Source organism: Paracoccus sp. NSM (assembly GCF_052379855.1).
Classification (GTDB): Bacteria; Pseudomonadota; Alphaproteobacteria; order Rhodobacterales; family Rhodobacteraceae; genus Paracoccus.
On record NZ_JBQTCG010000014.1, the window covers coordinates 1 to 21,966 of the forward strand.

The 21,966-nt window shown below is 68.2% G+C and carries 21 protein-coding genes; 12 read left to right on the top strand and 9 right to left on the bottom strand.

From position 1 onward, the window contains the following. Window positions 1-2: 2 nt before the first annotated feature. The 5 genes from ACTZWU_RS14985 to iolG form a co-directional block, all read right to left on the bottom strand. Window positions 3-1,097 carry a Gfo/Idh/MocA family protein gene (locus tag ACTZWU_RS14985; protein ID WP_444738167.1) on the bottom strand — a complete coding sequence of 365 codons (1,095 nt, stop codon included), beginning with the start codon at window positions 1,095-1,097 and terminating at the stop codon, window positions 3-5. Next, window positions 1,097-1,873 (bottom strand): ATP-binding cassette domain-containing protein, encoded by a 777-nt coding sequence (locus ACTZWU_RS14990; RefSeq protein ID WP_444738168.1) that lies wholly within the window; start codon window positions 1,871-1,873, stop codon window positions 1,097-1,099. Before ACTZWU_RS14990 ends, ACTZWU_RS14985 begins: the two co-directional genes overlap by 1 nt. 1 nt (window position 1,874) lies before the next feature. Continuing rightward, window positions 1,875-2,981 carry an ABC transporter permease gene (locus tag ACTZWU_RS14995; protein WP_444738169.1) on the bottom strand — a complete coding sequence of 369 codons (1,107 nt, stop codon included), beginning with the start codon at window positions 2,979-2,981 and terminating at the stop codon, window positions 1,875-1,877. A 58-nt stretch (window positions 2,982-3,039) separates the two neighbouring features. Continuing rightward, window positions 3,040-3,963, bottom strand: a complete 924-nt coding sequence (locus ACTZWU_RS15000) for a sugar ABC transporter substrate-binding protein (RefSeq protein ID WP_444738170.1) — start codon at window positions 3,961-3,963, stop codon at window positions 3,040-3,042. Between the two features lie 107 nt (window positions 3,964-4,070). Further along, complete coding sequence (gene iolG / locus ACTZWU_RS15005; protein ID WP_444738171.1) at window positions 4,071-5,075, bottom strand: inositol 2-dehydrogenase; 1,005 nt, start codon at window positions 5,073-5,075, stop codon at window positions 4,071-4,073. A 140-nt stretch (window positions 5,076-5,215) separates the two neighbouring features. Between iolG and ACTZWU_RS15010 the strand changes: the two genes are divergently transcribed. The 4 genes from ACTZWU_RS15010 to ACTZWU_RS15025 all read left to right on the top strand — a co-directional run bounded on the left by ACTZWU_RS15010 (window position 5,216) and on the right by ACTZWU_RS15025 (window position 8,083). After that, window positions 5,216-6,217 (top strand): LacI family DNA-binding transcriptional regulator, encoded by a 1,002-nt coding sequence (locus tag ACTZWU_RS15010; protein WP_444738172.1) that lies wholly within the window; start codon window positions 5,216-5,218, stop codon window positions 6,215-6,217. A gap of 76 nt (window positions 6,218-6,293) precedes the next feature. Next, a complete protein-coding gene (locus tag ACTZWU_RS15015; protein ID WP_444738173.1) occupies window positions 6,294-6,785 on the top strand; it encodes a YciE/YciF ferroxidase family protein in 492 nt (163 codons plus the stop codon). A 74-nt stretch (window positions 6,786-6,859) separates the two neighbouring features. Next, window positions 6,860-7,684, top strand: coding sequence for a manganese catalase family protein (locus ACTZWU_RS15020; RefSeq protein WP_444738174.1), 825 nt, complete (start codon window positions 6,860-6,862; stop codon window positions 7,682-7,684). Window positions 7,685-7,735: 51 nt separating this feature from the next. Beyond that, on the top strand, window positions 7,736-8,083 hold the full coding sequence (locus ACTZWU_RS15025) for a hypothetical protein (protein ID WP_444738175.1): 348 nt from the start codon (window positions 7,736-7,738) through the stop codon (window positions 8,081-8,083). Window positions 8,084-8,091: 8 nt separating this feature from the next. Here the strand turns inward: ACTZWU_RS15025 and ACTZWU_RS15030 are convergent, their stop codons facing one another. The 3 genes from ACTZWU_RS15030 to ACTZWU_RS15040 all read right to left on the bottom strand — a co-directional run bounded on the left by ACTZWU_RS15030 (window position 8,092) and on the right by ACTZWU_RS15040 (window position 11,212). Beyond that, the gene (locus ACTZWU_RS15030; protein WP_444738176.1) at window positions 8,092-9,066 is read right to left on the bottom strand and encodes a hypothetical protein; all 975 of its coding nucleotides are present in this window, start codon (window positions 9,064-9,066) and stop codon (window positions 8,092-8,094) included. Window positions 9,067-9,152: 86 nt separating this feature from the next. Continuing rightward, window positions 9,153-9,851 (bottom strand): GntR family transcriptional regulator, encoded by a 699-nt coding sequence (locus ACTZWU_RS15035; RefSeq protein WP_444738177.1) that lies wholly within the window; start codon window positions 9,849-9,851, stop codon window positions 9,153-9,155. Then, on the bottom strand, window positions 9,851-11,212 hold the full coding sequence (locus ACTZWU_RS15040; protein ID WP_444738178.1) for a formimidoylglutamate deiminase: 1,362 nt from the start codon (window positions 11,210-11,212) through the stop codon (window positions 9,851-9,853). Before ACTZWU_RS15040 ends, ACTZWU_RS15035 begins: the two co-directional genes overlap by 1 nt. Before the next feature lie 84 nt (window positions 11,213-11,296). Between ACTZWU_RS15040 and hutI the strand changes: the two genes are divergently transcribed. From hutI to ACTZWU_RS15080, 8 genes are all read left to right on the top strand, one after another. Beyond that, on the top strand, window positions 11,297-12,502 hold the full coding sequence (gene hutI / locus ACTZWU_RS15045) for an imidazolonepropionase (RefSeq protein ID WP_444738179.1): 1,206 nt from the start codon (window positions 11,297-11,299) through the stop codon (window positions 12,500-12,502). Beyond that, a complete protein-coding gene (gene hutH, locus ACTZWU_RS15050; protein ID WP_444738180.1) occupies window positions 12,499-14,025 on the top strand; it encodes a histidine ammonia-lyase in 1,527 nt (508 codons plus the stop codon). Before hutI ends, hutH begins: the two co-directional genes overlap by 4 nt. Further along, window positions 14,022-14,807, top strand: a complete 786-nt coding sequence (gene hutG, locus ACTZWU_RS15055; RefSeq protein WP_444738181.1) for an N-formylglutamate deformylase — start codon at window positions 14,022-14,024, stop codon at window positions 14,805-14,807. The genes hutH and hutG overlap by 4 nt, the downstream gene beginning before the upstream one ends. Before the next feature lies 1 nt (window position 14,808). Beyond that, the gene (gene hutU / locus ACTZWU_RS15060; RefSeq protein ID WP_444738182.1) at window positions 14,809-16,512 is read left to right on the top strand and encodes a urocanate hydratase; all 1,704 of its coding nucleotides are present in this window, start codon (window positions 14,809-14,811) and stop codon (window positions 16,510-16,512) included. Between the two features lie 55 nt (window positions 16,513-16,567). Continuing rightward, window positions 16,568-17,653 carry a TRAP transporter substrate-binding protein gene (locus ACTZWU_RS15065; RefSeq protein WP_444738183.1) on the top strand — a complete coding sequence of 362 codons (1,086 nt, stop codon included), beginning with the start codon at window positions 16,568-16,570 and terminating at the stop codon, window positions 17,651-17,653. A 57-nt stretch (window positions 17,654-17,710) separates the two neighbouring features. Then, window positions 17,711-18,214 (top strand): TRAP transporter small permease subunit, encoded by a 504-nt coding sequence (locus tag ACTZWU_RS15070; protein ID WP_444738184.1) that lies wholly within the window; start codon window positions 17,711-17,713, stop codon window positions 18,212-18,214. Continuing rightward, the gene (locus ACTZWU_RS15075) at window positions 18,211-19,761 is read left to right on the top strand and encodes a TRAP transporter large permease (RefSeq protein WP_444738185.1); all 1,551 of its coding nucleotides are present in this window, start codon (window positions 18,211-18,213) and stop codon (window positions 19,759-19,761) included. Before ACTZWU_RS15070 ends, ACTZWU_RS15075 begins: the two co-directional genes overlap by 4 nt. 107 nt (window positions 19,762-19,868) lie before the next feature. Beyond that, entirely contained in the window at window positions 19,869-20,957 is a 1,089-nt protein-coding gene (locus ACTZWU_RS15080) for a sensor histidine kinase (RefSeq protein ID WP_444738186.1), read from the top strand. Window positions 20,958-20,988: 31 nt separating this feature from the next. On the opposite strand, the gene nrdF is transcribed toward ACTZWU_RS15080, so the two are convergent. Continuing rightward, on the bottom strand, window positions 20,989-21,957 hold the full coding sequence (gene nrdF / locus ACTZWU_RS15085; protein WP_444738187.1) for a class 1b ribonucleoside-diphosphate reductase subunit beta: 969 nt from the start codon (window positions 21,955-21,957) through the stop codon (window positions 20,989-20,991). Window positions 21,958-21,966 lie beyond the last annotated feature (9 nt).

A 21,966-nucleotide genomic window follows, 5' to 3' on the forward strand; every position in this document is an offset into this window, starting at 1 on the left:
GTTCATGCGCCCTCCAGGGAAACGGGGCGACCGGCGCTGGCCGCCATGGCATGGATGATCCGTTCGATCTGCAATCCGGCGGCGAAATCGGGGCCGCAGAGGGTGCCGCCTTGGGTCGCGCGGATCAGGTCGCGGCATTCCACGACCTTCTGTTCGTTGAAGCCGAAATTGTGCCCCGGCGCGGGGCAGAAGGCGGCGAAATCGGGCTGGTCCGGCCCGGTCAGGTGGCGGGTGAAGCCCGCATCCCCTGCGCGATGGACCCACAATTCGTTCATGTGTTCCTGATCAAAGACCAGCGTGCCGTCGCTGCCGTGGATCTCCCATTGCAGGCGGCATTTGCGGCCCCGCGCCACGCGCGACGTGGCAAACGACCCCTGCGCGCCGCTGGCAAAGCGGATCAGGGCGAGCGCACTGTCCTCGTTTTCCACCGCGCGGGGACCGTCGGGCGACGGGCGCGTGGGAACGGCGATCTGCGTCATCGCGGTCAGTTCCGCGACCGGCCCCATCAGCGCAACCATGACGCTGACCAGATGGCAGCCCAGATCGCCAAGCGCGCCCAGACCGCCGCCCTGATGGGTCATCCGCCACGACCAGGGCAGCGACGGGTCGGCCGAATAATCCTCGTCATAGACGCCGCGAAAGGCCAGCGGCGTGCCGATCATCCCATCCGCCACCATTGCACGCGCCGCCTGAAAGGCCGGGCTGCGCAGGTAGTTGTAGCCCAGCAGCGTCACCTGACCGGAATGCGCCGCCGCCAGATCGGCCATGGCCTGCGCGTCGGCCAGGGTCAGCGCCATGGGCTTTTCCAGCCAGACATGCTTGCCCGCGCGCAAGGCGGCCTCGGCCATGGGGCGGTGCAGACCGTTGGGAGTGGTGATGCTGACCACATCGACGCCCGGGTCGGCCACAGCCGCCTGCCAGTCATCGGTGGCGCGGGCAAAGCCCCAGGCGCGGGCCAGATCGCCCGGCACGGTGGCATCGGCGAGAACCTCCAGCCGCGGCGGCGTGCCGCCAAAGGCGGTCGCCACGTTGCGCCAGGCCATGGCGTGGCACTTGCCCATGAAGCCGGTGCCGATCAGGGCGACCCCCAGGGACATCAGATCGTCCCCCCCAGGCTGCCTTCCAGCTTGGCCAACTCTTGCCCGCCCGCCATCAGGTCCTGCAATTCGGCCGCGTCGATCTCGCCCCGGTTGGCGGTGCCGAGCGTCTGGCCGCGGTTCAGCACCGTGAAGCGGTCGCCCACGGCCAGCGCGTGCCGCACGTTGTGGCTGATGAAGACCACGCCCACGCCCTGCGACCGGACCCGCGCGATGGTGGCCAGCACGTTCGAGGTCTGACGCACCCCAAGCGCGCTGGTCGGTTCATCAAGGATCAGCACCTTGGCGCCGAAATGGACGGCCCGCGCGATGGCGACCGTCTGGCGTTCCCCGCCAGACAGGGTGCCGACGGCCTGATCGGGGGCGCGCAGGTTGATGCCCATCTGGCGCATCTTCTCCATCGTGATGCGGTTCGCGGTCTCGATGTCGAAGCGCTTGATAAAGCGTCCTTTCGTCGGCTCACGCCCCATGAAGAAGTTGCGCGTGACGCTCATCAGCGGGATCATGGCCAGGTCCTGAAAGACCGTAGCGATGCCCGCCTCCATCGCATCGCGGGGGCTGTTGAACTCCATCGGGCGGCCCTCGAAGGTGATCGTGCCTTCGGTCGGCTTGTGGACGCCCGACATGGTCTTGATGAAGGTCGATTTCCCCGCGCCATTGTCGCCCAGAAGGCAGTGGCATTCGCCGGGCCGCACATCGAAGGTGACGCCGTTCAGGGCGATCACGTTGCCGAAATGCTTCTTGATGTTCTCCATGCGGATGATCGGTTCGGACATCTCAGCGTTCCCCCGTCACGCGCTTGCGGATGGCGTTGTTGAAGACCACGGCCAGCAGCAGCATCGCCCCCAGGAAGACCTGGAACCAGTCCTGGTCAAAGCCGGTATAGGTCAGCCCGATGGTGACCATGCCGAAGATGATCGCGCCAAAGAAGGCACCGATGGCCGAGCCGTAGCCCCCGGTCAGCAGGCAGCCCCCGATGACGGCGGCGATGATCGCCTCGAATTCCTTCATGAAGCCGCGCCGGGCATCGGTCGATCCGGTGTCTATCACGGTGATGATGGCGACCAGCGCGGCGGCGCAGGCGGTCAGCATGAAGAGCGAGATCTTGACCCGACGCACCGGCACGCCGGAATTGCTGGCCGCGACCCGGTCGCCGCCGGTGGCGAAAATCCAGTTCCCCGCAGGCGTGCGCAGCAGCACGAAGGTCGCCAAGGCCGCAAAGCCCACGAACCACAGGATCGAGACCGGAATGCCCGGCACCGCAGGGTTGCCCGAGGCCAGCTTGGCGATCCAGCCCTGATCGGCCATCCAGCGGAACAGACCGCCGAAGGCATGCCCCGAGAAGATGGGCGCCAGCCAGTCATTCGCCACCGCGTCGCGCACGCCGCGAAGCTGCGTCGCGCCGCCCGTGAACACCTTGAGCCCCACCAGCGAGGCGCCGCGCAGGATGAACAGGAAGGCCAGCGTCACGATGAAGCTGGGCAGGCCGGTCCGCAGCACGATCATCCCGTTGGCCGCACCCACCAGCGCCGCAAAGACGAAGGTCAGCGGGATCGCCAGGATCAGCGGCAGGTCCATATTGACCACAAGCACGCCGAAGATCATCCCCGCGAAGGCCACCATCGAACCGATGGACAGGTCGAATTCGCCCCCGATCATCAGCATGGCGGCGGCGATCCCCAGGATGCCCAGCTGGGCGGCGGGCGTCATGAAGTTCATGATCCCGGCCAGCGTAAACATGGCTGGGCTGGCCGTGACCATGAAGAAGATGGTGACAAGGATCACGCCGCCGATCGCGCCCAGTTCGGGGCGTTTCATGAGACGCGTGGCAATGGATTCGGTCTTGATCCGCTCGTCGGCGGAGAAGCTGGCGCTGTCGGCCATGGGTCTGTTCCCCCTGCTGTCTGGTAAGGGGGGCGGGCGCGTGGCCCGCCCCGCCGGATCAGCGGATGCCCTGCGCGGACAGGTCGATCACCTGCGCGGCGCTGTCCTGCCCCACAAGGTTCGGACCCGACGGCACGTCGCCGCCCGGCATCAGGCCGTAGCTGGCATTCAGCGCCAGAAAGGCGACGGGCAGGTAGCCTTGCAGATATTGCTGCTGGTCGATGGCAAAGGTCGCCTTGCCGTCGGCCACCGCCTGAAGGAAGCCCGCCGACAGATCGAAGCTGGCGATATGCACGTCGTCGCGGCCAAGCGCCTCGACGGCGGCGACGGTCGGCTCGCCCGCAAGGCTGGCGCCAAGGGCGAGGATCGTGTCAACCTCGGGGTCCGATTCCAGGGCTGCACGGACGCGCGACTGCACCTCGGTCGGGTCGTTCTGGGTCGGGACCACCTGCACCGCCTGGCCGAAACCCTCGGCAAAGCCCGCGCAGCGCTGATCCAGCGAGACGTTTCCGACCTCGTGGTTGACGCAGATCGCCTTGGTGCCGCCGATCTCGGCCAGACGCTGACCTGCGGCCACACCCGCGTCGTATTCCGACTGGCCGACATGCAGCAGAACGCCCATCTCGGCGGCCACATCCGCGCCCGAATTCATCGAGATCACGGGAATCCCCGCCTCGACCGCACGGCGGATCGACGGCCCAAGCGCATCCGCGTCGGGGATCGAGACGACCAGACCATCGGGCGCCTGGTTCACGGCGGCGTCGATCAACTGGCTCATGGCCACCATGTCAAAGACCTCGGGGGCGCGGAAATCGACGCTGGCGCCGGTGTGTTCGCCGGCCAGCGCAGCGCCGTTCTTGACGACCGACCAGAAGGGGTCGTTCGCCTGGCCATGCGCTACGACGATGATGTTCTGCGCCAAGGCGGGCGCGGCAAAAGCCATCAGCGCAGCGGCGGCGACGGCGGTCTTCAGCTTGGTCATGTGGTTTCCTCCCAGGTTGCACATCGGCCGCCCTCTCCCGTGGGCAGCCCTCCTGCGCGGCGTTGCGCGCGGATCTTGCGGCCCGCCCCAAGGGGCGGGCCGGTCCTTCAGCCCAGCATGCCGGGCGTCAGGGAAATCGTCGTGCCGGTCGCCAGCGACCGGGTCGCGGCCTCGGCGCAGGCCAGCGCGGCCACCCCCTCGCGCAATGTGACCGGCATGGGCCGGTCCTGCGTCACCGCATCAAGAAAGGCCTGCCATTCGATCTGATAGGCCCGCATGTAGCGTTCGAGGAAGAAATGCAGCGGCTTTGCGGCCACGGCGCCGTAGGCTGTCAGCGCCTCGACGGTGTTCTCCAGCACGTTGCGCGCCGACAACAGGCCCTTTTCGCCCAAAATCTCGACCCGCTGGTCATAGCCATAGGCAGCCCGGCGCGAATTCTTGATGACGGCAATGCGGCCATCGCCCCAGACCATCGTGACGGCGGCGGTATCGACATCGCCCGCCTCGCCGATCGCCGGATCGACCAGCGCCGCGCCATGCGCCGTCAGGCGCGCGGGCGGGCCGCCGAACAGCCAGCAGGCCATGTCGAAATCATGGATCATCATGTCGCGGAACAGCCCGCCCGAGACCCGGACATATTCCACCGGAGGCGGCGCGGGATCGAACGAGGTGATCGACAGCAGCTCGCCCTTGCCGATGCGTCCCTGATCGAACCCGGCCTTGAGCGCCGCGAAATTCGGATCGAAGCGGCGGTTGAAGCCGATCATCACCGGGCGGCCCGTGGCCTCGGCGGCGGCCAGCGTGGTCAGGGCGCGTTCAAGCGACAGGTCCACGGGCTTTTCGCACAGGACCGCCTTGCCGGCCTGGGTGGCGCGGGTGATCAGGTCGGAATGGGTGTCGGTCGAGGTGGCGATCAGCACCGCGTCGATGGCAGGGTCGGCGATGATCTCATCGACGCTGCGGGCGGCGGCGCCGATCCGCGCGGCCAGAGCCTCGGCCGCCTCGCGGTTCACATCGGCCACGGCCACGACGCGGCTGTCGCGCGTCGCCGTCATGGATTCGGCATGGACCTGACCGATACGGCCAGCGCCCAGCAGCGCCACGTTCAGCATTCGTCTTTCCTCCCGTCGAATCACCCCCTCCGGTGATCCGTTAGCGCCAGACTGCCGCCCCTTGCACGCGCGTGCAAGAAAAAACTGCACGCGCGTGCAAACGCCTTTCGACGGGGGCCCGGCTGGGGTAGTCTGGGCGCATGGACGACATGCAGGACAATGGCGCGGTGACGGCCGATGATGTGGCGGCGGCGGCGGGGGTGTCGCGCTGGACGGTCGCGCGAGCCTTCAAGAAGGACGCCTCGATTTCCCGCAAAAGCCGCGAGAAGGTGCTGGCCGCAGCCGAGGCGCTTGGCTACGCGCCCGATCTGCTGGCCTCGTCCCTGGCCTCGGACAAGTCGAACCTTGTCGCCATCATCAACAACGACTTCAGCAATCCCCACAAGCTGGTCGTGCTGGAACGCCTGACCCGCATCCTGTGGACGCGAGGCTGGGGGACGCTGCTGGTGCATATGTCCGACAGCGAGGATGCCTCGGCCGCACTGCTGGCCGCCAGCCAGCGCCGGGTCGATGCGGCGGTGGTGATCGGGACGCGCTTCGACGATCGCATCCTTGGCACGGCGCTTGGCGCGCGGCGCGTGAAGAAGTTGGTGATCTTCGCCCGCTACAGCCAGAACCCCGATACGCTGACCATCGCCTGCGACGACGTGATCGCCATGCGAGAGATCGCAGACCACCTGCTGTCGCGCGGCTATCGGCACCCGGTCTATCTGGCCGGTCCCGATACACAATCGGCCAAGCTGCACCGCAAGACGACATTCACCGAATACTGGCGGGACAAGACCGGCGTCGCTGTCCGGTCAATCCATGCCGACGCCTATGATTTCGGCGCCGCCATCGACCGCGTGACCGCCCTCTTCGCCGAAGGTGGGCCGCGCCCCGATGTGCTGGTCTGCGAGAACGACATCATCGCGATCGGCGCGATGGACGCGCTGCGCTATCGCCTCGGGCTGCGCGTCCCGCAGGACGTGGCGGTCACGGGCTTCGACGACATCCCGCTGGCCGGATCGCCCGCCTACGGGCTGACCACCTATCGCCAGCCGATCACCGCCATGACGGAACGCCTGCTTGACGTGCTGGAGGGCAGGTTGTCCAGCGACGTGCACCTGCCCGGCCTTTTCGTGGCGCGCGGCTCGACCTGACAACGCCCCTGCGCGGCGCGCTGGAACAAAGCGCCGCCGCGCCGGTTCATCGGCCCTCACCTCAAGGAGGAGCCAGATGGCCGACCAAACTCTCGACACGCTGTTTCACGAGACCCTCAAGGACATCTATTACGCCGAGCGCAAGATCGCGACCGCTCTGCGCAAGATGGCCCGGGCCGCGCAGAACCCAGACCTGAAGGCCGCCTTCGAGACCCACGAACAGGAGACGCAGGCCCAGTACGAGCGCCTGACCGAGGTCTTCGAGGCGATCGGCAAGAGGCCCCGCGGCAAGACCTGCGATGCCATCGAAGGCATCATCGCCGAGGGGCAGGAGATCATGGACGAGTTCAAGGGCAGCCCCGCGCTTGACGCGGGCCTGCTGGCCGCCGCGCAGGCGGTCGAGCATTACGAGATCGCCCGCTACGGCACGCTCAAATCCTGGGCCGCGCAGCTTGGTCTGTCGGATGCCGAACGCCTGCTGGACCAGACCCTGCAGGAAGAAGGCGCCACCGACGAGATCCTGACGAAGCTGGCCGAAACGGTTGTGAACGCCGCCGCCGAGGCCTGAGCCTCTTGCCGGAGGGGCCGCACCTCTCCGGCCCCTCATCCGGCCACGCGCCGGGTCCCAACCCGGAGAATCCGATGTTTCTGACCGACAACAAGCTGCAATATCCCGTCCGCGTCGAAAAGCCGAACCCGCTTTTCGCCCGCGCCCTGCAACAGGCCATCGGCGGCGTCGAGGGCGAGATCCGCGTCGCGATGCAGTATTTCTTTCAGGCCTGCGGCGCGCGCGGTGACACGCGGTTCCGCGACCTGCTGATGAACACCGCCGCCGAAGAGCTGGGCCATATCGAGATGTTGGCCACCGCCGTCGCGCTGAACCTGGAAGGCGCACCCCTGACCATGCAGGAAGAGGGCGCGCAGGATGCAGCCGTCGGCGCGGTGATGGGCGGGATGAACCTCAAGAACCTGCTATCGGCGGGGATGTCGGCCATGCCCGTGGACAGTGACGGCGTGCCCTTCGACATGTCGCACATCTATGCCAGCGGCAATGTCGCTGCCGACATGGTCGCCAACATCGCCGCCGAATCCACCGGCCGCACCCTCGCCGTTCGTCTGTGGGAAATGACCGACGACCCCGGCATGAAGGACATGCTGTCCTATCTGATCGCCCGCGACACGATGCACCAGAACCAGTTCATGGCTGCGCTGGAGGATCTGGGCGGGACCGAGGCTGTCTTTCCGATCCCCAACAGCTTTCCCCAGGCGGACGAGGCGCAGTCCTTCAGCTACGCCTATCTGGGCTTTCAGGCCGATGGCAGCGCCCCCGCGCCGGGTCGCTGGTCCGAGGGGACCTCGCCCGACGGCAAGGGCAGCTTCGCCTCGCAGCCCATGCAGGCGCTTGGTGAAAAGCCCGATCTGGGCAAGGCGCGCCCCGGCAGCGGCGCGCAATCCGAACAGATGTGACCGGACGGGTCGGGCTTTGTGCCCGGCCCGCCCCCTGACAGGAGCCACGACATGGCCGACAAGAACCACCACCCGATCCCGCCCCGCGCCGACGAAGGCGACATGCTTCGCGCCGAGATGGAAACAAGGCGCCACCCGGACGATCCCGGCACCGATCCGGACATGCCACAACATCCCGACACGGTGACACCCGGCATGGCGCCCGGCATGGCGCCAGTCACCGACCACGAGGCGCCGGACCGTCAGACCGCATTCGGCACCGCCGGGCGCGACGGGGCGCCGGGCGTCGTGCCGCCGCCGGGCCATGCCGCCCCGCCCACGCGCAAGCCGGTCCTGTCCACCGGCGCCTGGCTGGCGATCGGCGCGGTCGTTCTGGTGCTGATCGTCCTTTTGGTCTGACGCAGGGATCAGGCGGCTTCAAGCCTGGCGGTCCACAGCCGGAACCGGCGGCCCCCCGTCACCTCGCGGATCAGGCCCATGGTGGTCATGCGGTTCAGCATCCGCTCGGCGGTGATGCGCGACAGGCCGGTGATGGCCTCGGCCTCGGGGGCAGATAGCAGCGGGCGCGCCGCCAGCGCCTCGATCACGCGGGCGGGGTTCGCGCCCTTGATCGTCGCTGTCGCGGCGCGGGCGGTATCGGCCCATCGGCAAAGCCGCAGCACCTCGGATCGCGCCTCGGTCGCACCGTCTCGCAGACCGGCGAGATGCGCGGCCAGCCTGTCCTCGGGCGCGCCATAGGCCGTCCAGACCCGCCGCCCATGCCGCCCGAGCGGCAGGAAGGTCAGGGTCTCGAACCCTTGCGCCATGTCGCGGGCCGACCAGGCGGCGCCCTCGGCCACGCGTTCGGGCGGCGACAGACCCGCCAGCCGCCACGCCATCAGCGCCAGAGGCCCCCGCGTCAGCGGATGCAGACCCGCAAGCTCCGCCATGACCGACAGGAATTCCGCTGCCGCGTCGTCGAAGTCGGCGCCCCGGGGGCGCGTCTCGGGCAAGGCGGGCGTCGCGCCCGGCGCGGCTGCGCCTCCGCGATAGAGGCCCAGAAACCCCGGCAGATCCCCAAGCCGCCCCTGCCCGGCCAGCCGCCGCATCGTCCAGCGCGCCAGCCGCATCGCCTGCGGATCAGAGCCCGCCCGCGCGCCGGCCAGATCGCGCCCGATCTCGTCGCGGCCCAGCACCAGCCCCTCGGTCCAGAGCATCGTCTCGGTCTCGATCAACGCCAGCCTGCCAAGCGCGCCCTGCGCGGTCTCGCGCGGAAGCGAGGCCAGCGTCGCGTCCAGCCGCCCGACCGCCAGCGCCGCCTCGGCCAGAAGCGGCGCCAGGGCCGCCTGCGCCGCCCGCCACGGGGCGATGTCAAGGCCGCTGACGGGCGGGTTGGGGTTCATGGCGATGCGCTTTCCTGTGACCGGCAGGTTGGGGATCGGGGCAGAAAAGCCCGAAACGCCCCGCCCGGCAACCGCGATTCCGCGCGCTAAAGCGAGGTCGTCAGTCGGAAGCTGCCCGGATGGCTCTGCCGGACCCAGGTAATCGGGGCATCGTGCAGGAAAGTGGCGCGTTCGATCACGAAGACCGCCGCGCCGGGCGCGCAACGCAGCGCCTCGGCGGTGGCGTGATCGGCAAGGGCCGCCGTCAGCGCCAGCGTCCCGAGCGTATAGGAGACATTCTCGACCAGCCACTGGTTCGCGCTGATCCGGCCCAGATCGACCTCTGCCATGGCAGGCACGGTCGTCAGGTCGATCCAGCGATCCTCAAGGCACCAGGGCGCGTCATCGGCCAGATGCAGCGCCACGATATGCAGCAATTCCGCCCCTTCGGGCAGGCCCATGACGCTGCGCGCCTGCAGGGGGGCGGACGCGGTCTCGCGCGTGATCAGCGCATAGCCATAGCGGGCGCCGCGCGCCTCGATCTCGGAGCGGATGACGGGAATTTCCAGCGTGGCCTTGCGGACCGGGCTGGTCGCAACCCGGGTCCCGGCCTTGCGCCGCCGGTCCAGAAGCCCCATGTCGGCCAGCTCGCGCAGGGCGCGGCTGACCGTCGCCCGCGCGCAGCCGAATTCCAGTGCCAGCTTGTCGTCATGGGGCAGCAGATCGCCCGGCGCCCAGATGCGGCGGCGGATGCGGTCCATGACCTCGGCCTGGATCGCCTGCCATGTGACCGTCTCGGATGGCATCAGAGCATGTCCCTCGTCTGTTGCATGACGCGCGCATAGGCGGCCGTGATCGCGTCATGGTCCCGGTGTCGGCCGCCGCTGACCAGATGGCGCCCGGCGGACCAGACATCAAGCACCATCCGGTCGTCTCCGGCAAAGATCCACGCATCCAGCAGCGTATCGCCCCGCAACCCGGCCAGATCCACCGCCGCGCCGTCCAGCGCCAGCATGTCGGCCCAGAAACCCGCGCGCAATTCCCCCGCCTGGCGCCCCGCCGCCCGCGCACCGCCTTGCGCCGCGCCCTGAAACAGCACCCGCCCGGTCGAGGCGCCGGGACGCGCCAGCATCGCCCGCCCCCGGTCGCGCAGGCGTTGCGAATATTCCAGCGTCCGCAATTCCTCGGACAGGCTGATGCGGATATTGCTGTCGGACCCGATGCCAAAGCGCCCGCCCGCCGCCTGCCAGCGCAGCCCGTCGAAGATCCCGTCGCCAAGCGAGCTTTCGGTGATCGGGCACAGCCCGGCCACAGCGCCGGAGGCGGCCAGCGCCTGCGTCTCGTCGGGCAGCATCTGGGTGCAGTGGATCAGGCACCAATCCTGATCGACGGGCGCGTGATCCAGAAGCCAGCGCACGGGCCGGGCGCCGTGGGCAGCGATGACCTCATCGACCTCGGCCTGTTGTTCGGCCAGATGCATGTGGATCGGGCCGGGGGCCAGCGCGATGGCGGCGACCAGACCCTCGAGGCTGACCGCGCGCAGGCTGTGGGGCGCGATGCCCAGACGTGCATCGGCGGGCAGGTCGCGCAAGGCCGCCCGGGCGCCCTGAACCAGCCGCCCGAAACGGTCGGGATCATTGCCGAAGCGGATCTGCCCAGGCGCCAGGGGCCGCCCGTCACAGCCGCCATATTGATAAAGCACCGGCAGCAGCGTCAGCCCGATCCCGGTCCGTGCCGAGGCGGCGGCGATGCGCGACGACATCTCGGACAGGTCGTCATAGGGCAGCCCGCCGGGCCGGTGATGCAGATAGTGGAATTCGACGTTGCAGGCGTAGCCGGCCTCGAGCATCTGCATCTGCACGAAGGCCGCGATGGCCTCGACATGATCGGGCGTCAGACGGTCCAGAAAGCGGAACATCAACTGCCGCCAGGTCCAGAAACTGTCACCCTCGGCCGGGCCGCGCGCCTCGGTCAGGCCGGCCATGGCGCGCTGAAAGGCGTGGCTGTGCAGGTTCGCAGGCGCGGGCAGGATGATCGCACGGGCCTGCCCCTCGCGCGCCGCGTGCGGCGTGACGCTAGCGATGCGGCCATCGGGGGCGATCTCGATCCGCACATGCTCTGCCCAACCCTCAGGCAACAGCGCCTGTTCTGCCCAGATCACCTGCATAGCTTCCGACCCCTGTGATTCCGCGTTGACAGCCATAATATACACACGCATATTTTTTTAAAGACAGCATTAACGGGGATCCGCATGGCAGAGGCGCTGTTCCGCAAGGGCCGTCTGGCGATGCCGCAAGCAGGCGGTGTGGTCGAGGACGGGGCGATCGCCGTTCAGGATGGGCGCATCCTCTGGGCCGGTCCGGCAGCGGACCTGCCCGCCGAACACGCAGCCCTGCCCGCGCATGATCTGGGGGGCAGGCTGGTCACGCCGGGACTGATCGATTGCCATACGCATCTGGTCCATGCGGGCGACCGCGCGCGCGAATTCGCCATGCGGCTGGAGGGCGCCAGCTACCAGCAGATCGCCCAAGCCGGGGGCGGCATCCTGTCCACCGTGCGCGCGACCCGCGCCGCCGACGAGGCTTCGCTGATCGCGGGCGCCCTGCCCCGGCTGGACGCGCTGCTGGCCGAAGGCGTCACCACGGTCGAGATCAAGTCCGGCTATGGGCTGGAACCCGATACCGAGCTGCGGATGCTGCGCGCCGCGCGCGCGCTGGCATCCTTGCGGCCGGTCCGGATTGTCACCACCTGGCTTGCCGCCCATGCCTGCCCGCCCGAATATCAGGGCCGCCCCGACGCCTATCTGGACGAGGTCGCCATTCCCGCGCTGCATCACGCCCATGCCGAAGGGCTGGTCGATGCGGTGGACGGGTTCTGCGAGGGGATCGCCTTTTCCGCATCCCAGATGGCGCGCGTCTTTGACGCGGCGCGCGCGCTTGGCTTGCCGGTCAAGCTGCATGCCGAACAGCTGACCCATCAGGGCGGCACGGCGCTGGTCGCGGGCTATGGCGGGCTGTCAGCCGATCATGTCGAATACGCGACCGAGGATGACGCCCGCGCGCTGGCAGCCTCGGGCACGGTTGCTGTCCTGCTGCCGGGCGCGTTCTACACGCTGCGCGAGACGCAGATGCCGCCCGTCGATGCCTTTCGCCGCCATGGCGTGCCGATGGCGTTGGCCACCGACTGCAACCCCGGCACCTCTCCCATGACCTCGATCCTGATGGCGATGAACATGGGCTGCACGCTTTTCCGCCTGACCCCGGCCGAGGCGCTGGCGGGCGTGACCTGCCATGCCGCAACCGCACTTGGCCTGACCGATCAGGGCCGGATCGCGCCCGGGATGCGGGCCGATCTGGCCGTCTGGGATGCGCGCGACCCGGCCGAGCTGGCCTGGCGCATCGGCTTCAACCCTCTTCATCGCCGCATCTTCGGCGGCATCCTGCAAGGTGAGACATGACCATCACTCTGACCCCCGGTGCGGCCACCCTGGCGCAGCTGGAATCGCTGTGGCGCGACGGGCTGGCCGCACGGCTGGACCCCGCCGCCCGCCCCGGCATCGAGGCCGCCGCCGCCCATGTCGAACGCGCCGCGAATGGCGGTGAGGCGGTCTATGGCGTGAACACCGGCTTTGGCAAGCTGGCCTCGGTCAAGATCGCGCCCGCCGACACGGCGACGCTGCAAAGGAACCTGATCCTGTCGCATTGCTGCGGCGTGGGCGAGGCGCTGGATATCCCCGCGACCCGGCTGATGATGGCGCTGAAACTGCTCAGCCTTGGCCGCGGCGCCTCGGGCGTGCGCTGGCAGATCGTCGCGCTGATCGAAGCGATGCTGGAACGCGGCGTAACGCCCGTAGTGCCGGCGCAGGGCTCGGTCGGGGCTTCTGGCGATCTGGCGCCCTTGGCGCATATGGCTGCCGTGATGATCGGCGCGGGCGAGGCTGTCCTTGACGGCCAACGGATGACGGGCGGCGCGGCGCTGGCGCAGGCGGGGCTGAGCCCCGTCACGCTTGGCCCCAAGGAGGGGCTGGCGCTGATCAACGGCACGCAATTCTCGACCGCTCTGGCGTTGATCGGGCTGTTCCGGGCATGGCGCTGTGCGCTGAATTCGCTGGTCACGGCGTCGCTGTCCACCGACGCGATCATGGGCTCGACCGCGCCGCTGCATCCGCAGATCCACGCCCTGCGCGGCCATCGCGGCCAGATCGAGGTGGCGCAGGCCATGCGCGCGCTGATGGAGGGCTCGCAGATCCGCGAAAGCCACCGGCAGGGCGACAGCCGGGTGCAGGACCCCTATTGCATCCGCTGCCAGCCGCAGGTCGCGGGCGCGGCGCTGGACATCCTGCGCCATGCCGCCTCGACCCTGGAAATCGAGGCGAACGCCGTCACCGACAACCCGCTGGTGCTGGATGACGGCCAGATCGTGTCGGGCGGAAATTTCCATGCCGAACCCGTGGGCTTTGCCGCGGACCAGATCGCGCTGGCTTTGGCCGAGATCGGCGCCATCGCGCAGCGCCGCGTCGCGCTGATGGTGGACCCGACGCTGTCGCACGATCTGCCGCCCTTTCTGACGCCTGATCCGGGGCTGAACAGCGGGCTGATGATCGCTGAGGTCACGACCGCCGCCCTGATGAGCGAGAACAAGCATCTGGCGAACCCCTGCTCGACCGACAGCACGCCGACCAGCGCCAATCAGGAGGATCACGTCAGCATGGCCGCCCATGGCGCGCGGCGTCTGAGGCGGATGGCGGACAACCTGGACGTCATTCTGGGGGTCGAGGCGATGGCGGCGGCGCAGGGCATCGGGTTCCGCGCGCCCTTGCTGACCTCGGCGCGGCTTCAGGCGGTGCTGGCCGCGATCCGCGCCGAGGTGCCGCCCGTGGCCGAGGACCGCTATCTGGCGCCCGATCTGGCGGCGATGGCGCGGATGGTCACGGACGGCCGCCTGATCGCGGCGGCGGGGCTTGAGGGGCTGGCGCCATGACCCCCGTCACCGTGACGCAAGGCGACCTGCCGGTCGTTCTGGCCCTGCCCCATTCCGGCACCTATCTGCCCGATGGCATCGCCGCGCGACTGAACGACCGGGGCCGCGTGCTGGCCGATACCGACTGGCACCTGCCGCGCCTCTATGACGGGCTGCTGCCCGGTGCCAGCGTGGTTCAGGCCCAGTTCCACCGCTATGTGATCGACGCGAACCGGCCCCCGGACGGGGCGAGCCTCTATCCGGGGCAGAACACGACCGGGCTTGTGCCGCTGACCGATTTCGACGGCCAGCCGATCTGGGACGAGCCGCCCGAGGATGTCGAGGCGCGGCGTCTGGCCTTTCACGCGCCCTATCACGCGGCGCTTGCCGCCGAACTGGAGCGGGTGCGCGCGCGGCACGGGGTGGCGATCCTTTATGATTGCCATTCGATCCGGTCGCGCATCCCGTTCCTGTTCGAGGGCGTGCTGCCCGACTTCAACATCGGGACCGCCGAGGGGGCGTCCTGCGCGCCGGCCATCGAGGCCGCCGCGCAGGAGGTCGCTGTCGCGACCGGGCGCCCCACCGTGGTCAATGCGCGCTTCAAGGGCGGCTGGACCACGCGCCATTACGGCCGGCCCGCCGAGGGCCTGCACGCAATCCAGATGGAGCTGGCGCAGTCCACGCATCTGTCATCCGAGACCCCGCCCTTTGCCTATGACCCGGCCCGCGCCGAAGCCCTGCGCCCGGTTCTGGCCGCCATCCTGCATCGCCTGGCCGATCTGGCCCCCAAGCTGAGAGCCTGACATGACCGCCCACAACCCGCGCCACAATGCCCGCGACATCTACCCCGCCACCGGCACCGAGATCAGCGCCAAAAGCTGGCTGACCGAGGCGCCCTTGCGGATGCTGATGAACAACCTGCATCCTGACGTGGCCGAGAACCCGCATGAACTGGTCGTCTATGGCGGCATCGGCCGCGCCGCCCGCACATGGGAGGATTTCGACCGCATCTGCGACAGCCTGCGCGCGCTGGAGGATGACCAGACCCTGCTGGTCCAGTCAGGCAAGCCCGTGGGCGTCTTCCGCACCCACAAGGACGCGCCGCGCGTGCTGATCGCGAACTCGAACCTTGTTCCCCATTGGGCGACATGGGAGCATTTCAGCGAACTCGACCGCAAGGGGCTGGCCATGTACGGCCAGATGACGGCGGGAAGCTGGATCTATATCGGCACGCAGGGCATCGTGCAGGGCACCTACGAGACCTTTGCCGAGGCCGGTCGCCAGCATTACGACGGCAATCTGCGCGGGCGCTGGATCCTGACGGCGGGGCTTGGCGGGATGGGCGGCGCGCAGCCTCTGGCGGCGGTGATGGCGGGGGCCTGCTGCCTTGCGGTCGAATGTGACGAGACGCGCGCCGATTTCCGCATCCGCACCCGCTATTGCGACGCCAAGGCCCACAGCCTAGACGAGGCTTTGGCGATGATCGACACCTGGACCCGCGCGGGCGAGGCGAAATCCGTGGCCCTGATCGGCAACGCCGCCGAGGTCTTCCCCGAACTGCTGCGCCGCATGAAGGCGGGCGAGCCGATGCCGAATGGCCGCCCCGACATCGTGACCGACCAGACCAGCGCGCATGATCCGCTGCACGGCTACCTGCCCCTGGGCTGGAGCGTGGCCGAATGGCGCGCCAAACAGGAAACCGATCCGAAGGCCGTCGAACAGGCCGCCCGCGCCAGCATGAAGGCCCATGTCGAGGCGATGGTCGGCTTCTGGAATGCGGGCGTGCCGACGCTGGATTACGGCAACAACATCCGCCAGGTCGCGCTGGAGGAAGGGCTGGAAAACGCCTTCGCCTTTCCGGGCTTCGTGCCGGCCTATATCCGGCCCCTGTTCTGCAAGGGGATCGGGCCGTTCCGCTGGTGCGCGCTGTCCGGCGACCCCGAGGACATCTACAAGACCGACCAGCGCATGAAGGAACTGTTCCCCGACAACGCGCATCTGCACAACTGGCTGGACATGGCGCGCGAGCGGATCGCGTTTCAGGGCCTGCCCGCGCGGATCATGTGGATCGGTCTGGGCGACCGGCACCGCGCGGGGCTGGCCATCAACGAGATGGTCAGGAATGGCGAGCTGAAGGCCCCGGTTGTGATCGGGCGCGACCACCTGGACAGCGGCAGCGTCGCCAGCCCCAACCGCGAGACCGAGGCGATGAAGGACGGCAGCGACGCGGTCAGCGACTGGCCCTTGCTGAACGCGCTGCTGAATTGCGCGTCAGGTGCCACCTGGGTCAGCCTGCATCACGGCGGCGGCGTCGGCATGGGCTTTTCCCAGCATTCCGGCATGGTCATCTGCTGCGACGGCAGCGAGGATGCCGACAGGCGCATCGCCAACGTGCTGTGGAACGACCCGGCGACGGGCGTGATGCGCCATGCGGATGCGGGCTACGACATCGCGCTGGATTGCGCCCGCGAACACGGGCTGAACCTGCCCGCGATCCTCAGGGACTGACAAGAACCGAGGCGCCGCCGAACGGCGCCCTTCCCCCCAACAGAGAGGTGACATCATGAAGCGACGTTCTTTCCTTGCGACGGCGGGCATCGGGGCCGCGGCCTCGGCGCTGGCCGCCCCGGCCCTGGCGCAGGGCGTGCGACAATGGCGGATGGTCTCGGCCTGGCCGCGCAACCTGCCCGGACCCGGCATCGCCGCCCAGATGCTGGCCGACCGCATCACCGCCCTGTCGGGTGGCCGCATCCAGGTCGAGCTGTTCGCGGCGGGCGAGATCGTCCCCGGCCCCGGCGTCTTTGACGCGGTGGCCGAGGGCACGGCCGAGCTTTATCACGCGGTCCCGGCCTATTGGGGGTCGAAATCGCGCGGCATCCTGCTGTTCGGCAGCCAGCCCTTCGGCCTGACCGCGATCGAACAGCATGGCTGGATGCTGCATGGCGGAGGGCAGGCGCTTTACGACGAGATGTATGGCCGCTTCGGGTTGAAACCCTTCCTCTGCGGCAATTCGGGTCCGCAATGGGCAGGCTGGTTCCGCAACGAGATCAACAGCCTCGACGATCTGCGCGGGCTGAAATATCGCACGACGGGCCTGAACTCCGAGGTCTGTTCGCGCATCGGCATGGCGGTCGAGGCGATGCCCGGACCCGCGATGTTCCAGGCGCTGCAATCGGGCGCACTGGATGCAGGAGAGTTCATCGGCCCCTGGTCGGATTCCGCGCTTGGCCTGCAACAGGTCGCCAAGAACTACTATTGGCCCGGCGTGGGCGAGCCGTCCTCGGCCGAGGAATGCGCGGTCAATCTGGACGCCTTCAACGAACTGGAGGACGATCTGAAAGAGGCCGTCACCTATGCCTGCGAAAGCCTCTACAACCCGGTTCTGACCGAATACAACACCAAGCACGCGATGGCCCTGCGCGAACTGGTCAGCGACCATGGCGTCACCGTGCGCCAGCTTCCCGAGGATGTCGTGACGGCGATGGCTGGGGCGATGGACGAGGTCGTGGCCGGTCTGCGCGAGGACAGCGACGAACTGGTGCGGCGCATCACCGAAAGCTATCTGGAATACCGCGACCTGATGGCGGGCTACATGCCCTATGCGGAAGGCGGGCAACTGAACGCCCGCGCGGCCGTCCACGAGGGCTGATGAGACAAGGCGCGGGGCCGTCGCGGCCCTGCGCGATCACCGCGAACGGGGGCAAGGATGCTGCGACTGGCCGACATGCTGGACTGGATCAACCGCGCGGCCGGGCTGTCGGTGCGCTGGCTGGCGCTGGCCATGGTGATGCTGCAATTCGCCATCGTCCTGCTGCGCTACGTCTTTGGCTATTCCTCGATCTTCCTGACCGAGGGCGTGCTTTATCTGCATGCCGCGATCTTCATGATCGGCGCGGGCTACACGCTGCTGGTGGGCGGGCATGTGCGGGTGGACATCTTCTATGCGAAGCTCTCGGCGCGGGGTCGGGCGGTGGTGGATGTCATCGGGCATCTGACGCTGCTGATGCCGGGGCTTCTGATCCTGCTTTACTGGTCATGGCCGACAGTCAGGCGGTCCTGGGCGATCCTTGAAGGGCCGATCAGCGTGGGCGGCATCCCGGCCTCGTTCCTGCTGAAGACGCTGATCCCGGTCTTTTGCGTGCTGCTGCTGATCCAGGGCCTGTCGGCGCTGCTCCGCGACCTGCTGCGCCTGAACGGAGACGAGGCATGACCCTGCCCCTTGACCTGATCATGTTCGGCGCGCTGATCGCCGTGATCCTGACCGGCTATCCGGTGGCCTTCGCCATTGCCGGCGTGGCGACAGGGTTCGCGCTGCTGGGGTCCGCGACGGGGCAGTTCAACATCGCGCTGATGGGCGCGCTTGGACAGCGGTTCTTCGGGATCATGACGAACCCGGTCCTGACCGCCATTCCGCTTTTCGTGCTGATGGGTGTGATCCTCGAACGGAGCCGCATCGCCGAAGACCTGCTTGAGACGATGGGCCGCCTGTTCGGCACGTTGCGCGGGGGCCTTGGTGTCTCGGTCGTGCTGGTGGGGGCGCTGCTGGCGGCCTCGACCGGGATCGTGGGGGCGACGGTGGTGGCGATGGGGCTGATCGCGCTGCCCGCGATGCTGCGGAACGGCTACAACCCGTCGCTGGCGGCGGGGATGGTGGCGACGTCCGGCACGCTTGGCCAGATCATCCCGCCCTCGACGCTGCTGATCATCCTGGCGGATGTGATGTCCTCGGCCTTTCAGCAGGCGCAATACGCGCAGGGTCTGTTCTCGATCCAGACGGTCTCGGTCGGGCAGGTCTTCGCGGCCGCGCTGATGCCGGGGCTGCTGCTGGTCGCGCTGTATGTGGCCTATATCCTGATCCGGGCGTGGCTGCGCCCTGACGACGCCCCCGCCATGCGCGAGGCCGTCACCCGCCCGCACCTTGGCGCGGTGCTGGCCGCGATCCTGCCGCCGGTCCTGCTGATCGTCGCCGTTCTGGGCGCGATCCTGGGCGGCGTCGCCTCGCCCAACGAGGCCGCGGCGGTGGGCGCCATCGGCGCGCTGCTGCTGGCGGGCGGGCGGCACGGCTTGCCGCGCTGGCTGCTGGTCTCGGGCGGCGTGGCGCTGGCGCTGCTGGCGGTGCTGGCAGGCGGCTGGCCGGTCCGGGTGCAGCGATCGGATGCGGGCATGGCCGAATATCTGCGCGCCGCGCTTTATGCGGGGCTGGCGCTCTGGGGGATGGCCGCGATCACGGTGGCCGGTTGGCGGCTCATGCGGGCAGGGGTCTTCGGGCCGGTCCTGACCTCGACGCTGACCGTCACCTCGATGATCTTCGCCACGATCCTGATGGCCAGCTACTTCTCGCTGGTCTTCGTGGGTCTGGGCGGCGAACACCGCATCGCGGCAATCCTGCAATCCCTGCCCGGAGGCCCGACCGGCGCCCTGATCTTCGCCATGGCCTTCATTTTCGTGCTGGGCTTCTTTCTGGACTTCGTCGAGATCGCCGTGATCCTGCTGCCGCTGCTGGTCCCGCCGCTGATCCTGATGGGGCATGACCCGATCTGGCTTGCGGTGCTGATCGCGGTGAACCTGCAGACCTCGTTCCTGACGCCGCCTTTCGGATTCTCGCTGTTCTATTTGCGCGGCGCTGCCCCGGCCTCGATCACGACGGGCATGATCTATCGCGGCGTCATCCCCTTCATCGCCCTGCAAGGGCTGGCCATCGCGCTGATCTGGCTGGTCCCCGCGATCGGCACCTGGCTGCCCCGCGCAGCCTTCTGACGCAGCGAGACAAACAAAGATCAACCTTTGCTTTGCCGCCCGCAGGCGTGATACCAAACCACGAGTAAATGGCCAAATACCTGCGCTGACTCGAAGGGGGCGATGCAATGGCGGGCCAGATGGTGACCAGTGCCAGACCGGAACGGTCGGGGCGTTTCATGCGGGCCCTTGGTGCGGCCCTGATGGCGCGGCGCAGTCCGCGCTACGAGATCACGTTCGCGCTGTCGGCCATCGCCGTTTCGACCGGGCTGCGCCACGCGCTGAACGACATCCTGCCGCCCGGCTTTCCGTTCCTGACCTTCTTTCCGGCGGTGATGCTGACCCTGGTCCTGTCGTCGCTGCGTTCGGGCGTGGTGGTGGGCGTCGTCTGCGGCGTGATCGCGCTGCATTCTTTCATCGAGCCGGTCGGCAGGCTGACGCTCGATCCCGGCTCGATCCTGGCCCTCGGCTTCTACGCGCTGATCATCGGGACCGAGGTCATCTTCATCACCGCCGCGCGCCGCGCGCTGTGGCAGCGCATACGGGCCGAGGCGCGGGCCAGCCATCTGGCACAGGCCCGCAGCCTGATGTTCTCGGAGCTTCAGCACCGGATCTCGAACAACCTCTCGACGGTGGCGGCGCTCCTGAGGCTGCAAAGCCAGCAGATCACCGACGAAACGGCGCGGCACGCCCTGATGGCGGCGCAATCGCGCATCCGGTCGATCTCGCTGCTGCAACGGCGCCTGCACGCGCCCGATATGCAGGATCTGGACGCCGCCGACTACCTGCGCGACGTCTTGGCCGATGTGGTCGAGGTCGCGGGCGCGGGCGACGTGCAGCTGGATTTCAGCGCCGACAGCCTGCCCCTGCCCCATGACAGCGCCGTGCCCTTGGGTCTCATCGCCAGCGAACTGGTGATGAACGCGATCGAACACGCGGCGGCCGAGGGCCGCGTGAACCACGTCACGGCGCGCCTCAAGGTGAACGGCCCGGCGGGCCAGGGCCGAACCGCCGCCACGCTGGAAATCCGCGACCGCGGCCCGGGCCTGCCCGAGGGCTTCGCGCTGGAACGCTCGGACAGCCTGGGCCTCATCGTGGCGCGGCAATTCGCAACGGCACTGAACGGCGAATTGTCGCTGAACCGCCATCCTCAGGGCGGCACGGTGGCCCGGCTGGGCTTTGCAGTCGATCCACCGCAGGGCGGTCTGGCCGCATGAAAAGGGGCGCCCGCAGGCGCCCCGTTCCGTCTCAGAAATCCCAGTCCTCGTCCTGGGTGGCGACGGTCTTTCCGATCACATAGGACGACCCCGAACCCGAGAAGAAGTCATGGTTCTCGCTGTCCGGCGACAGGGCGGCCATGATCGCGGGGTTCACCTCGCAGGCGGCAGGCGGGAACAGCGCCTCGTAGCCAAGGTTCTGCAGCGCCTTGTTGGCGTTGTAATGCAGGAAAGCCTTCACGTCCTCGGTCAGGCCGATCCCGTCATAAAGCTGCTCGGTATAGCGGCTCTCGACCTCGTAGAGGTCGAACATCAGCGAGAACGCGAAATCCTTCAGCGCCGCCCGCTCGGCCTCGGTCACGCGCTCCAGACCCCGCTGGAACTTGTAGCCGACATAATAGCCATGCACGGCCTCGTCGCGGATGATCAGACGGATCAGGTCGGCCGTGTTCGTCAGCTTCGCCCGGCTCGACCAGTACATCGGCAGGTAGAAGCCCGAATAGAACATGAAGCTTTCCAGGAACACGCTGGCGATCTTGCGCTTCAGCGGATCGGCGCCCGCCTGATACTCCTCCAGGATCAGCCGCGCCTTCTGCTGCAGATGCGGGTTCTCCTCGGACCAGCGGAAGGCGTCATCCACCTCGGGCGTCGAACACAGCGTCGAGAAGATCGACGAATAGGACCGCGCATGCACCGCCTCCATAAAGGCGATGTTGGACAAGACCGCCTCCTCATGCGGGGTGATCGCATCGCCCATCAGCGCAGGCGCGCCCAGGCTGCTCTGGATCGTGTCCAGCATGGTCAGCCCGGTAAAGACCCGGATCGTCAGCTCACGCTCGGCCGGGCGCAGCGTCGCCCAGCTTTGCACGTCATTCGACAGCGGCACCTTCTCGGGCAGCCAGAAATTCACCGTCAGGCGGTTCCAGACCTCCAGGTCCTTCTCGTCCTCCAGCCGGTTCCAGTTGATCGCGCGGGCCGCGCCCGTCACCATGTCACGCATCGCACAAAC